Below are 15027 nucleotides of genomic sequence, written 5' to 3' on the forward strand. Positions count from 1 at the left end.
ATATTGATGTAACAACTGCTGGTAAATATACAGTTACAGCTACAACAACCAATGGTACTTTTTGTGAAAGAGTAGAAACTATTGAAGTAAATGCATCTAACATTGCTACTTTAGAAAGCAGTTTTATCACCATAATTGATGAATCTAACAATATTAGTAGCGACGAAGATAATTTATCCATTTCTATTGATGTTATCAATAACAGTTTAGGTCCTGGAGATTATCAATTTGCAATAATAAACACCACAGAAAATAACGAAAGAACACCAATGATTGGTTTTCAAGACGATCCTCTTTTCGAAAATTTAGAAGGCGGAATTTACACCATTATTGTAAATGATAAAAATGGTTGTTCACCAGACACAACCTTAGAGGTTTCTGTAATTCAATTTCCAAAATATTTTACTCCAAATGCAGATGGTTATAATGACACTTGGGTTGTAAAAGGAGCCAATAAAACATTTTATCCGAATGCGAGTATCAATATTTTTAATAGATATGGTAAATTAGTGGCACAAGAACCTATAGACAGCCAAGGTTGGGATGGAATGTATCAAGGCAAACTACTTCCTTCTGATGATTACTGGTATAATATTACACTTGTACCGCCTGAAAATTCGGGCAGACCAATTATTAATAAAAAAGGAAATTTCTCTCTAATGAGAAAATAAAAAATATGCTATACAAAAGACCAACTTTAGTTCTACTCTGTTTATTTATAACTTATTTTACTTACGGACAAAGAGAAACTGATAATTGGTATTTTGGTAATTTAGCTAGTCTTAATTTTGCAAACGGAAAACCTGTAGTAATAAATGATGGAAATTTATCTACCCCAAAAGGTAGTACCTCAATTTCTGATAAAAATGGAAACTTATTATTTTATACGGATGGTGTTTATGTATTTAATAAAAATCATTTCGGAATGCAAAATGGTGCTTTATTAGCAAGTGATGATGAAGTATTGCAAAGTTGTATTATTATTCCAAATCCAGATGATGAAAACATCTATTATCTTTTTACTTTAAAAGTTACTAATGACACACCTCCTTTGGGTGCTGCAATAGCTCCAGGTCTATATTTCTCAACAATAGATTTATCACAAAATGGAGGCCTAGGTGCAGTAACAAAAAAAAATACAGCATTAACTTCTTTAGCGTCAGAAAAACTTACAGCTGTACATGCTAAAGATGGTAAGTCTTTTTGGGTTATTACTTTTGGTAAAGAAAATTCATCTAGTATTAATTACAATACATTTTATGCATATAAAATTGATGAAACAGGAGTAAATAGAACTCCAGTTACATCAGAAATAACTATTCCTGCTAGTGAAAATAATGGAGCTTTAAAAGTATCTCCTAATGGAGAATACATAGCAATGAGCAATAATAATACTGCTATATTTGCCAATTTTAATACTGAAACTGGTAGTATAACTTCAACAGATTTTTTAAGTGTTTTAGAAGGTTTTTTTCCTCCTAGGCCATTTCCAACTATACACGCAATTGAATTTTCGCAAGATTCAAAACACGTCTATGTAGAATCTGTAAACATACCCAATGGAAATAACACCATTTTTCAATTTAAAACTGATGATTTAGATGATAGACAAGTAGTTCATGTTACAGATAATATTGATGCTTATGCAAATGGAAATTACATGCAATTGGCTAAGGATGGAAATATTTACTTAACAACATCTAAAAGTGAGACTGAAGGTGGTAATTATTTAAGTCAAATTGTACCCCCAAAATCTCTAGATAAAACTTTGGCTACTTTTAATGAAAATACTATTGATTTATTATCTGCAGAATCAATATTAGGTTTACCTAACTTTGTTCAATCTTACTTTAGAACAAGAGTAATAGCAGAAGATGATTGTATAAACAATAAGCTTTTTTTTGAAGTAGATACCTATGCAAATATTACTGCTGCAGAATGGGATTTTGGTGATGGCACAACATCTTTAGAAGTTTACCCAGAACATATATATACTTCTGCTGGGCAATATAAAATTACTGCAACAATCACCATAAACAATAGACAAATAACTGTAGATAAAAACATTACTATTTACTCACCTCCTGAAGTTATAAATGATCAAAAAATTGTACAGTGCGATTTTGATAATAATGGTACAGATAGCTTTAATTTAACAACTATTAGTAATGATATAACACCTTTTGGTAATAGATTAGAAATATATTATTATGAAACTTATACAGATTATTTAAATGATAATCCTATAGCAGATCCAGAAGATTATACCAACATCAGTAATCCACAAACTATTTATGCAAATATGATTAATAGTTATGGTTGCTCTAGCTTAGCAGAATTCACAATAGAATCGTTGTTTGTTGAGTTAGATAATATTTCTAATATGTATTCATGTTCTTTGCCTAATGATGGCTTAAATGGTAGTTTTAGCTTAGAACTTAAAGAAGAAGAAATAAGAACTAATTTAGGGATACCTACAACTACAAACCTCAGGTTTTATCCAGATTCAAATAGCGCACAAACAAATAGAAATGAATTAAGGATGCTTAATTTTGTTTCTCCAACAACAACAATTTGGGTAAGAGCAGATACTTCTTTGGGTTGTGGAGGTATAGAACCTATAAATTTAATTGTAAATACAGAACCTAAAATAAATATTGCAGATAGTTACACCATCTGTTTTGATCCTAGTGTAAAACCGCCTGTAATTATTTCTGCAGATAGTATAAACGAACGTTTTGAATGGAGAAATAGCACTGGTGATATTATCAGTATAAATCAAGATTTTACTTTGGATGCTGTAGGTGAATTTTCATTAACTGTTTACAAATCAGAAAATGGTTTACTTTGTTCTAACACCAAAACATTTACAGTTGTAAATCCTGAAAAAGCCATTTTTGGTAACATCTTAGTAAACACAGAAGACGAAACCAATAATATTGTTGAAGTTTATTTAAACGGAAATAGTAATTACGAATTTTCTTTAGATAATATTACTTTTTACGGTAACTCAACTTCTTATACATTTACTAATGTAGAGCCTGGTTTAAGAACTATTTATGTTAAAGATATAAATGATTGCGAACAACCAGTTGAAGCAGATATTACTGTAATTGGTTTTAAAAAGTTCTTTACACCAAATGGTGATGGAGATAATGACTATTGGAATATTAAAGGGATAGATGCCAACGAATTTAAGTCTATTAGTGTAATGATTTTTGATAGATATGGAAAAGTTATTGGTTCAATTACAGATTTTAATTCTTTAGGTTGGGATGGTACTTATAATGGTAAAAGCCTAATCTCAAACAATTATTGGTTTAAAGCAGAAATTATTGATAAAGAAGATAATATAATAGAAGAAGCTGGTAATTTTAGTTTAATTAGAAACTAATAGACTTTTAAAAAAAAAATATCTCAATTTCTTTTTAACTATTATTTAAAAACCCTAAAATTTTCGGTTTATAAGAAATAATTAAACCTTAAAAAATACTCTAAGGTTTGGGTTATTAAAATTATTTTCTAAATTAGAAGCCTATTTAGGATGCAAGACAAAGATTATTAGCTGTTTATGAACGTAAAAATAGTCAATATTGGGTTAGAATAAATCAATACCATCTGATTATTATTTACACAAGATTACATTTATTCCTGCTGATACTAATCAACCTTACATCAACAAAAAAGAAAATTTATCATTCTCAAAAAAGAATTATGCTATACAAAAGAACAATACTAGTTCTAATTTTTCTGCTTATAACTTATTTATCTTATGGGCAAAGAGAAACTGAAAATTGGTATTTTGGTAAATTAGCTAATATAAATTTTGCTAATGGAAAACCTGTAGTTATAAACGACAGTGAAATGCATGCCCCAAAAGGAAGTACAACAATATCAGATAAAAATGGTAATTTACTTTTTTATACTCAAGGAATTTTTGTTTTTAATAAATATCACTATGGAATTCCTAATGGAGGCAAACTAGGTAGTGATGTTGAAGTTTTGCAAAGTTGTATTGTAATTCCTAATCCAGAAAACGAAAACCTATATTATTTATTCACTTTAAAAGGTATTACAAATAACCCTTTGGCAGATCATGTAGGTCCTGGTTTATATTTTTCTATTGTAGATTTATCACAAAATAAAGGTTTAGGAGCTGTATTTAAAAAAAACACTTTAGTTAATGATTTAGTCTCAGTAAAATTAGCTGCTGTACATGCCAAAGATGGTAAAAACTTTTGGGTATTAACTTATGGAAAAGAAGATAGTGCAAGTACAAATTTTAATACCTTTTACGCATATAAAGTAGATAAAAATGGAGTTAACCGAACACCAGTTATATCACAATTACCAATAGAAACTTTAGAGAATAACGGATCATTAAAAATATCTCCTAATGGAGAATATATTGCAATGAGCAATAATTCTACTGCTTATTTAGGAAAATTTGATAGTGAAACCGGAAAAATAACCTCAACAGAAATTATTAATGTTTTTGAGGACTTTACTCCTTCTAGACCATTTCCTACAACTCATGGTATTGAGTTTTCTCGAGATTCAAAATATCTATATGCAGAATCCATAAACTCTAATAATCAAGAAAATATTATTTTTCAATTTAAAACTGATGATTTAGATGATAGACAAGTAGTTAATGTTACAGATAATATTGATGTATATTCTAATGGAAATTATATGCAATTGGCTAGTGATGGTAATATTTATATGACAACCTCTAGAAACGAAATAGAAGGTGGCCATTACTTAAGTCAAATTAATCCCCCAAAAACCTCTGATAAAACTTTGGCTAACTTTAATGAAAATTATGTTGATTTACAAAATGGAAGATCTATTTTAGGGTTACCCAACTTTGTACAATCTTACTTTAGAACAAGAATTCTAACCGAAAAAGGCTGTATAAATAACAACATTATTTTTGAAGTTGATACCTATGCAAAAATTACTGCTGCAGAATGGGATTTAGGAGATGGTACAACATCTTCAGAAATTTCTCCAGAACACATATATACATCAACAGGACAATATAAAATTACAGCTACAATTACTATTAACAATAGACAAATTACAGTAAATAAAAACATTAATATTTACTCTTTACCACAAGTAAATAATAACCAAAAAATTGTACAATGCGATTTAGACAATAATGGAACAGATATTTTTAATTTAACTACCATTAGTAATGATTTAACTTCTCTTGGTAATAGATTAGAAATATATTATTATGAAAATTATGCTGATTATTTAAGTGATAATCCTATTGCAGATCCAGAAAATTACACCAACATTAGAACATCCACAAACCATTTATGCAAAAATTTTTAATAGTTATGGATGTTCTAATTTTGCTGAATTTACAATCGAATCTGTTTTTGTAGAACTTGAAAGTATATCTAATTTATATACTTGTTCATTACCAAATGATAGCTTAAATGGAAACTTTAATTTAGAACTTAAAGAAGAAGAAATTAGAACTAATTTAGGAATACCAACAAGTACCAACCTTCGTTTTTATCCAGATACTTATAGTGCAGAAATCGATAAAAATGAAATAAGAGAGCTTAAATTTATATCTCCAACAACAACAATTTGGGTAAGAGCAGATACATCTTTAGGTTGTGGAGGTATAGAACCTATAAACTTAATTGTAAATTCAGAACCTAAAATAACAATTGCAGATTCTTATACCATTTGTTTTGATCCAAGTGTAAAACCCCCAGTAATTATTAGTGCTGATAATATAAATGAACGTTTTGAATGGAGAAATAACACTGGTAATATTATTAGCATAAATCAAGATTTTACTTTGGATGCTGTTGGCGAATTTTCATTAACTGTATACAAATCAGAAAATGGTTTACTTTGTTCTAACACAAAGAGTTTTTCAGTTATAAACCCTGATAAGCCCACTTTTGATAATATTGAAGTTAATACAGAAGATGAAACCAATAATATTGTTGATGTTTATTTAACCGGAAATAGTAGTTACGAATTTTCTTTAGATAACATTACTTTTTACGGCAACTCTACTTCTTATACATTTACTAATGTAGAACCTGGTTTAAGAACCATTTACGTTAAAGACATCAATAGTTGCGAACAACAAGTAGAAGCAGATATTACTGTAATTGGTTTTAAAAAGTTCTTTACACCAAATGGTGATGGTGATAATGACTATTGGAATATTAAAGGGATTGATGCAAATGCTTTTAAGTCTATTAGTGTAATGATATTTGATAGATATGGAAAAGTTATTGGTACTATTACAGATTTTGATTCTTTAGGTTGGGATGGTACTTATAATGGTAAAAGTTTAAGTACAAACAATTATTGGTTTAGGGCAGAAATTGTTGATATTGATAACAATTTAATAGAAGAAGCTGGTAATTTTAGTTTAATTAGAAACTAAGAAACTTTAAATAAAAAAAGACCAAAACTAAATCAGTTTTGGTCTTTTTTTATTTAAAGAAAGAAATTATTTCAATTTCTTTTTAACTGCAACTTCTGTATATGCTTCAATAATATCACCTTGTTCAATATCATTGAAATTTTTAATCTGTATTCCACAATCATATCCTTTAGTAACTTCTCTTACATCATCTTTAAAACGTTTTAAAGCAGTAAGAGTACCATCATGAATCACAATACCTTCTCTAATAATTCTAATTTTAGAATCTCTTTGTATTTTACCAGACATTACCATACAACCTGCAATGTTACCAACTTTAGAAATCTTATAAATTTCTCTAATCTCAACATTACCAACAACCTCTTCTTTCATTTCTGGAGATAACATTCCTTCCATGGCGTCTTTTAAGTCGTTAATAGCTGCATAAATAATAGAATAAGTTCTAATATCTACTTCTTCTCTATCTGCAACTGCTCTTGCATTTCCTTGTGGTCTTACATTAAACCCAACAATAATGGCATCTGATGCTGTTGCTAATAACACATCACTTTCTGTAATGGCTCCAACACCTTTATGTAAAATATTAACTTGAATTTCTTCAGTTGATAATTTTTGGAAAGAATCTGTTAATGCTTCTACAGAACCATCTACATCCCCTTTAAGGATAATGTTTAATTCTTTGAAATCACCAAGTGCAATTCTACGTCCAATTTCATCTAGTGTTAATGTTTTCTGAGTTCTAACAGATTGTTCACGTTGTAATTGAGAACGTTTAGAGGCAATTTGTTTTGCTTCTCTTTCATCTTCAAATACATTAAACTTATCACCTGCTTGTGGTGCACCATCTAAACCTAAAATTGAAACTGGTGTTGATGGGCCTGCTACTTTTAATTTTTTACCTTTATCATTAAACATAGCTTTTACTTTACCACTATGTTTACCTGCTAAAATATAATCTCCTACTCTTAAGCTACCAGCTTGAACCAAGATTGTGGTTACATAACCTCTACCTTTATCTAACTGAGCTTCTACTACAGTACCAACAGCATTTTTATTTGGATTCGCTTTTAATTCTAAAATTTCAGCTTCTAATAATACCTTTTCTAAAAGTTCTTCAATTCCTTGACCTGTTTTTGCTGATATATCTTGAGATTGGATATTTCCACCCCATTCTTCTATCAACAAATTCATTTGAGATAATTGTGTTTTTACATTATCAGGATTTGCGTTAGGCTTATCAATCTTATTAATTGCAAAAATAATTGGTACACCAGCTGCTTGTGCATGAGAAATAGCCTCTTTTGTTTGTGGCATTACATCATCATCTGCTGCAGCTACAATAATAACTAAATCTGTTACTTGAGCACCTCTAGCACGCATTGCTGTAAAGGCTTCGTGACCTGGTGTATCTAAAAATGCAATTTTTTGATCGCCAACATTTACAGAATAGGCTCCAATATGTTGTGTAATACCTCCACTTTCACCTTCAATTACATTTGCTTTTCTTATATAATCTAATAAAGAAGTTTTACCATGATCTACGTGACCCATTACAGTAATAATTGGGGCACGAGTTTCTAAATCTTCTGGTTTATCTTCTACTTCTTCAATAGACTCTTCTACTTCTGCACCAACAAATTCTACTTTATAATTAAATTCTTCAGCAACAATAACTAATGTTTCAGCATCTAAACGTTGATTCATAGTTACCATCATTCCTAACATCATACAAGAAGAAATAATCTGAGTAACAGGTACCTCCATCATTGTTGCTACCTCACTTACAGTAACAAACTCAGTTACTTTTAAGATTTTATTGTCTAAAGCTTGTGCTTCTAATTCTGCTTCTGTTTGCTCTCTGTGAGCATCTCTTTTATTTCTACGATATTTTGCTCCTTTACCTTTAGAAGATTTTCCTTGTAGCTTTTCTAGAGTTTCTCTAACTTGTTTTTGAATATCTGCTTCTGTTGGCTCTTCTTTTTTAACAGGTGTTCTTTGGTTTCCTCTACCTCTAAATCCTGGTCTATTATTACCTTGACCACCTCTGTTGTTACCTTGACCACCTCTATTATTTGGGTTACTTCTATTGTTACTAGAAGTATTTGGTTTGCTTATACGCTTACGCTTTTTCTTTGCATCTGCAGCAGCTGGCTTTTTAACCTCTGGTTTTTTCTTTTTAGGTCTTTCAAATTGTTTTAAATCAATTTTTTTACCTGTAAAGTTTGGCCCATCTAATTTCTTATACTGAGTTTTAATAGATTCAGCATTTTCAGCAGTAACTTCTTCAGTTTTTTCTTCTGATTTAGCATTGCCTTTTCTTACTTCATTTTTCTTCTCAGTAACTTTAGATGCAGCTTTTTCAATTTCTGAAACTGGCTTTTTAACCTTAGGTGCTTCTACAACTGGTTTCTCTACAACTGGTGTTTCTTCTTTCGGAGTTTCAACTACAGGTGTTTCTTTAACAGGTGCTTCTTCTACCTTAACTGGCTCTTTAACTTCGATTTTAGGTTCAGTTTTGGCAACAACCTCTTCTTTAGGTTCTTCTTTTACTTCCTCTTTTTTCTCGACAGCTTTTTTACCAACATTATCGATATCGATTTTACCAACAGTTTTCAACTCAAATCTATCTGCCTTGGCTTTAAGAATTTCTTCTTTCTTTGCTTCTTCTGCTCTTTTCTTTTCTAACTTAGCTTCAGCTTCTAAACGAATTGCTTCTTTCTCTTTACGTTTTTCCTCTCCTACTTCTTTAGATGCGGCTTTCTTGTTCGCATCTGTTTCAAAGCCATCAAGTAAAACTTGATAAACATCTCCCGTAATTTTAGTGGTTGGTCTTGATTCTATTTCATGACCTTTATCTGCTAAAAATTCGACAGCTCTATCAAGAGAAATGTTTAATTCCCTTAAAACTTTATTAAGCCTCATTGTTTTGCCTTCAGACATATATTCTTTTTAACTTTATTTTTGTAAAAATATACTTTTTACCTTACTTATATACTATAATTAGTCCTCGAATTCTTCTTTTAAGATTCGTTGAACATCTACAATCGTTTCTTCTTCTAAATCAGTTCTTTTAACCAATTCTGCAACGCTTGTTTCTAAAACGCTTCTTGCTGTATCTAAACCAATTTTCTTGAATTCTGTAATAACCCAATCTTCGATTTCGTCGATAAATTCTGTTAACTCTACATCTTCTTCTTCTAAACCTTCTCTCTGAACGTCTATTTCGTAACCTGTTAACTCACTAGCCAATCTAATATTAACACCACCTCTACCAATTGCTTTAGAAACTTCTTCTGGTTTTAAAAGTACACTTACTCGTCCTTTTTTACCATTTTTTTCTTCTTCATACATTGTTATTTCCATTGATGTCACTTTTGCAGGACTCAATGCTCTTGAAATAAACAATTGTTCGTTTTTAGTATAATTGATAACATCAATGTTTTCATTACCTAACTCACGTACAATTCCATGAATTCTAGATCCTTTTACACCAACACAAGCTCCAACAGGATCTATTCTATCATCATAAGAATCTACAGCTACTTTTGCTTTTTCTCCTGGTATTCTTGCAACACCTTCTACAGTAATTAAACCATCGAAAACCTCAGGAATTTCTTGTTCAAATAATTTATTTAAGAAAGCTGGTGCTGTTCTAGATAAAATAATTGCTGGTTTATTACCTCTTAATTCTACTGTTTTTATAACACCTCTTACAGAATCTCCTTTTCTAAAGAAATCTGAACGAATTTGCTCACTTTTTGGTAAAACAATTTCATTACCATCATCATCTAACAAAATAATTGCATTATGACGAATATGGTGCACTTCTGCACTGTATAAATCGCCTTCTAATTCTTTAAAGTGTTTAAAGATGTTTGTGCTATCGTGCTCGTAAATTTTAGAAATTAAGTTTTGACGTAATGCTAAAATTGCTCTTCTTCCTAAATCAATTAACTTTACTTCTTCAGATACATCTTCGCCGATTTCAAAATCTGGCTCAATTAATCTTGCTTCAGCTAATTCTATCTCTTCATTATCATCTTCAGAAAAACCATCTGCAACAACAACTCTATTTCTCCAAATTTCTAAATCTCCTTTATCTGGGTTAATAATAATATCAAAATTATCATCTGAACCAAACTTACGTTTTAAAGCAGCTCTAAAAACCTCTTCTAAAATAGACATTAATGTTACTCTGTCTATACTTTTATTATCTTTAAATTCTGAAAACGAATCAATTAACGCTATATTTTCCATTACATCTTTACTTAAAATACAATCTTCACTTTTGCCTCTTTAATATCTTTATATGCTATAGTTGCTGTTTTTTGCACAGTAACTTTTCCTTTACCTATTGGTTTTGGCTCTCTTGCTTTCCAATTTAGTACAATTATTTCATCATCTGCTTCTGTTAAAGTTCCTTCTACTTCTTGTTCTGCAGTTTTAACTTTTAAAATTCTGTTTACATTCTTTTTGTACTGTCTTTTTTCTTTTAATGGATGAGAAATATCTGGAGTGGTTACTTCTAAAGAAAAATCTTCTTCTTCTCTATCTAAATTATGCTCTACATTTCTACTAATTCTAATGCATTCGCTTAAAGGAACTCCATTATCTCCATCAACAGTAACTTGAATTTTATTGTTTACAGATATTGATAAATCAATCAAAAATAAACTTTCATTTAAGGCTAATGCTTCGTCTACTAAATCTTTTATTTTGTTTTGATCCATTTTGTAATTTTTATAAACACCTCAAAAATATTGATTTTGAGTATAAAAAGAGGGGACTTTAAGTCCCCTGCATCCTTCATTTATTATTAAAATCGGTGCAAATATACGAAATCTTTAGTATTTAACAAACTGAATTATATCCAATTATTTTTGTAACTTTAAATATCATATTCATTTAACTTAAAAAACTGTTATTATGGAAAAAATTTTAGTTCCTATCGATTTTTCAAAAAAATCTGAATACGCTTCAAAAATGGCTGCAAGAATTGCTAAAAAATCTAACAGTGTTGTTTACCTTTTACATATGATAGAATTACCTACAGGTGTTGTAGATATGGGAGCAAGCAGTAAATTTAGCATTCCAGAAAGCATGTTGTACTTAAGAAAAGTTAGAGAACGTATGCTAGAATTTAAGGAGAAATTCTTTCATAAAAAAACAGAAGTAAATCATATAATTAAATTACAAAATCCGCATGAAGGTATTTTAAAATATGCTGATAAAATTAATGCTGATTTAATTGTTATGGGTTCTAAAGGGCATTCTAATTTTGAAGAAATACTGATTGGTTCTAACACAGAAAAGGTAGTAAGAACCTCTAAAGTACCAGTTATTGTTGTAAAGAGGGATAATGAAAAATTTAGAATGAGAAATTTAGTTTTTGCTTCTAGTTTTAAAAATGAAGACAAAAAAGCGGTATTTAAAAAGTTTTTAGATTTTGCAAATCATTTTAAAAGCGAGATTCATTTATTAAAAGTAAATACGCCTTCTAGATTCGAAAGCACACAAGAAGCCACAGAAAAAATCACAAACTTTATTAAAGATTTCGACCTACCAAAATATTCTATAAATATTTATAATGATGCCACTATTAACAAAGGAATTTTAAATTTTTCGAAAGATATAGATGCAGATTTAATCGGTTTAAGCACGCATGGCAGAAGTGGATTATCTCATATATTTTCTGCAAGTGTAACCAAAACTTTATCTAAAAAAGCTTTAAAACCTATTTTAACAATTAGAGTTTAATATTAATTTTACTTACTTATAGGTATAAAACGAAATCTCATTTATAGTTAATTTTATTATATAATTTTAAAACTAAAATATTATGAAAAAATTACTTTATCTATTTATTGCAACTGCTTTTTTAATTTCTTGTGAATCTAATGAAAACCCTCTTTCTGATGACCCAATTGTTGGTAAATGGCAAGTTAGTTCTCAGACTTACAATGGCGTAACTGAAAGTGACTCTTGCTCTTTACAAAGCACTGTTACTTTTACAGATAACGCACAGGCTAATACAATAAGTTTTTATAACGATGAAAATGATAACTGTGTAAGTGAATCTTCTAGTTTTACTTGGGAAAACTTAGGCAATACAAATTACGAAATTGATTATGGAGATGGAGAAACAGAAATAATAGAAATTACTTTCTCTAATAACAATAGTACATTTAGCTTAACAACTTACGATACTTACAACAATGTAACAAACACCTACACTAGTGTTTACAACAAAATTTAATAAAACAAAGAGGTTTTAAAACCATAAAACCTCTTTTAACTTTTTATACTTTGTTCAAAAGGAATTCTGTTGATTATACTTCTACCCAAAGTAACCTCATCTGCATATTCTAACTCATCTCCTACTGCAATACCCCTTGCAATTGTAGATGTTGTAATATCAAATTTTTGCAATTGTTTATAGATGTAAAAATTGGTAGTATCACCTTCCATAGTTGAGCTCAATGCAAAAATAAGCTCTTTAATTTCTCCTTGTTTAACTTTATTAATCAAAGAATCTATTTGTAAATTTTGAGGTCCAATACCTTCTATTGGCGATATTTTACCTCCTAAAACATGGTATAATCCTTTAAATTGTGCAGTACTTTCTATAGCCATTACATCTCTAATATCTTCTACAACACAAACAATTTCTGGATTTCTTTTTGGGTTTTGGCAAATATCACACAGAACAGTATCAGAAATATTATGACATTTTTCACAGGTTTTTACATCATTTCTTAAATGCAACAAAGCTTCAGATAAATATTTTGTATTTTCTGCTGGTTGTTTTAGTAAATGCAACACCAAACGCAAAGCTGTTCGTTTACCTATTCCTGGCAAACGAGAAACTTCATTTACTGCATTTTCTAAAATCTTCGATGAAAAATCCATAGTTTGCAAAATTACAACTTCTATAGAAAAAAGAATCAAGAAAAAAGACAAAAGACTATATTCGTGTTTTAGAATTGATCATCCATAATTAAATATGCAACCACTTCACATCATTTTATTAATAGTAGGCTATTTTACCGTACTTATTCTTATTTCTTATATCACAGGAAAATCTGCCAATAATAAAACTTTTTTTAAGGCAAACAATTCATCACCTTGGTATTTAGTGGCTTTTGGCATGATTGGAGCTTCACTTTCTGGAGTTACTTTTATTTCTGTTCCTGGTTGGGTAGAAGCACAAAGCATGAGTTATATGCAAATGGTTTTAGGTTATGTAATTGGTTATGCAGTAATTGGATTGGTATTATTACCACTTTATTATCGACTTAATTTAACATCAATTTACACCTATTTAGAAGATCGATTTGGCAAATACTCATACAAAACAGGTGCTTCTTTTTTCTTATTATCTAGAACTATTGGTGCTGCTTTTCGTCTATTTTTAGTAGCAAACGTACTTCAACTTTTATTGTTTGATGTTTATGGAATTCCTTTTTGGGTAACTGTAACTATAACTATTTTATTGATTTGGTTATACACTTTTAAAGGAGGAATTAAAACTATTGTTTGGACAGATACTTTACAGACTTTATTTATGCTAATTGCGGTTGGTGTTTGTATTTATACCATTTCTGATGAATTACAGATAACTAATCTATTCTCTTATGTTGCAGATAGCGAACTTTCTAAAACTTTCTTTTTTGACGATGTAAAAACTGGCGATTATTTCTGGAAACGCTTTTTGGCTGGTGCTTTTGTAGCTATTGTAATGACTGGCTTAGACCAAGATATGATGCAAAAAAATCTTACTTGTAGAAATTTAAAAGATGCTCAGAAAAATATGTTTTGGTTTACGATTGTTTTGGTAATTGTAAACTTTTTCTTTTTAGCTTTAGGCGTACTTTTAACAGATTATGCACAGAAAAACGGAATTGACGCTCATAAAGATCAGCTTTTTCCAATAATAGCAACAAAAGGTACTTTAGGCTTAGCAACTGCTATTTTCTTTTTATTAGGGCTAATTGCAGCTGCATATTCTAGTGCAGATTCTGCTTTAACTTCCTTAACCACTTCCTTTAGCATAGACATTTTAGAGATTGATAAAAAGAAAAACGAAGTAGAACAAGAAAAATCTAGAAAGAAAATACACATCATCTTTTCTTTTGTTTTAATTGCAACCATTCTTATTTTTAAATATTTTATAGCTGATGAAAGTGTTATTGCCAAAATATTCACATTTGCGAATTACACATATGGCCCTCTTTTAGGGTTATATGCATTTGGCTTATTTACAAAATTAAAAGTAAAAGATAAATTTGTACCACTAATTTGCATCTCCTCTCCTTTTATCACATTTTTAGCAAACCTTTTATGTTTAAAATATTTTAATTTCGACTTTGGTTTTGCTCTTTTAATCTTAAATGGAGCAATTACATTTTTAGGATTAACTCTTGTAAAAAAGACAGCCTAAACTATCAAAACAAAAAAAATAGAATTATCGTTTTTATTGATTAACATAAACTATTCTTTTCTCAATTTTATCAAAAAAGCACATTAAAACAAAAACTTTTAACAAATTGAATTAACCCTTCACCTGTATTCCACATAGCAAAACATATTCTAAACCT

General features: G+C 29.6%; 11 protein-coding genes. 7 read left to right on the plus strand and 4 right to left on the minus strand.

Features of this window, described 5'->3' with window-relative positions; genetic code table 11:
• The 4 genes from KO506_RS10685 to KO506_RS10700 form a co-directional block, all read left to right on the plus strand.
• Nucleotides 1-671: T9SS type B sorting domain-containing protein (locus KO506_RS10685; protein ID WP_215994903.1), on the plus strand; the 671-nt coding region annotated here is incomplete at its 5' end.
• Nucleotides 672-676: 5 nt separating this feature from the next.
• On the plus strand, nt 677-3394 hold the full coding sequence (locus KO506_RS10690; protein ID WP_215994904.1) for a T9SS type B sorting domain-containing protein: 2718 nt from the start codon (nt 677-679) through the stop codon (nt 3392-3394).
• Nucleotides 3395-3714: 320 nt separating this feature from the next.
• Entirely contained in the window at nt 3715-5346 is a 1632-nt protein-coding gene (locus tag KO506_RS10695) for a PKD domain-containing protein (protein ID WP_215994905.1), read from the plus strand.
• Nucleotides 5282-6430, plus strand: coding sequence for a T9SS type B sorting domain-containing protein (locus KO506_RS10700; protein WP_215994906.1), 1149 nt, complete (start codon nt 5282-5284; stop codon nt 6428-6430). The genes KO506_RS10695 and KO506_RS10700 overlap by 65 nt, the downstream gene beginning before the upstream one ends.
• 66 nt (nt 6431-6496) lie before the next feature.
• Here the strand turns inward: KO506_RS10700 and infB are convergent, their stop codons facing one another.
• From infB to rimP, 3 genes are read right to left on the minus strand one after another with little or no spacing between them, the layout of a single operon-like run.
• Nucleotides 6497-9370: a translation initiation factor IF-2 gene (gene infB, locus KO506_RS10705; protein WP_215994907.1), complete on the minus strand. Its 2874-nt coding sequence runs from the start codon at nt 9368-9370 to the stop codon at nt 6497-6499.
• 60 nt (nt 9371-9430) lie between these two features.
• A complete protein-coding gene (gene nusA, locus KO506_RS10710; protein ID WP_215994908.1) occupies nt 9431-10687 on the minus strand; it encodes a transcription termination factor NusA in 1257 nt (418 codons plus the stop codon).
• An 11-nt stretch (nt 10688-10698) separates the two neighbouring features.
• Nucleotides 10699-11160 (minus strand): ribosome assembly cofactor RimP, encoded by a 462-nt coding sequence (gene rimP, locus KO506_RS10715; RefSeq protein WP_215994909.1) that lies wholly within the window; start codon nt 11158-11160, stop codon nt 10699-10701.
• Nucleotides 11161-11356: 196 nt separating this feature from the next.
• Between rimP and KO506_RS10720 the strand changes: the two genes are divergently transcribed.
• Together KO506_RS10720 and KO506_RS10725 are read left to right on the plus strand one after the other, a co-directional pair.
• Nucleotides 11357-12187 (plus strand): universal stress protein, encoded by an 831-nt coding sequence (locus KO506_RS10720; protein WP_215994910.1) that lies wholly within the window; start codon nt 11357-11359, stop codon nt 12185-12187.
• Nucleotides 12188-12269: 82 nt separating this feature from the next.
• On the plus strand, nt 12270-12686 hold the full coding sequence (locus tag KO506_RS10725; RefSeq protein ID WP_215994911.1) for a lipocalin family protein: 417 nt from the start codon (nt 12270-12272) through the stop codon (nt 12684-12686).
• A gap of 35 nt (nt 12687-12721) precedes the next feature.
• On the opposite strand, the gene recR is transcribed toward KO506_RS10725, so the two are convergent.
• Nucleotides 12722-13339 (minus strand): recombination mediator RecR, encoded by a 618-nt coding sequence (gene recR, locus KO506_RS10730; RefSeq protein ID WP_215994912.1) that lies wholly within the window; start codon nt 13337-13339, stop codon nt 12722-12724.
• A gap of 94 nt (nt 13340-13433) precedes the next feature.
• On the opposite strand from recR, the gene KO506_RS10735 reads away from it, so the two are divergent.
• Nucleotides 13434-14870 carry a sodium:solute symporter gene (locus tag KO506_RS10735; protein WP_215994913.1) on the plus strand — a complete coding sequence of 479 codons (1437 nt, stop codon included), beginning with the start codon at nt 13434-13436 and terminating at the stop codon, nt 14868-14870.
• The last annotated feature ends 157 nt before the right edge of the window (nt 14871-15027 follow it).

The organism is Polaribacter vadi (assembly GCF_018861005.1).
In the GTDB taxonomy this organism is placed as follows: Bacteria; Bacteroidota; Bacteroidia; order Flavobacteriales; family Flavobacteriaceae; genus Polaribacter; species Polaribacter vadi_A.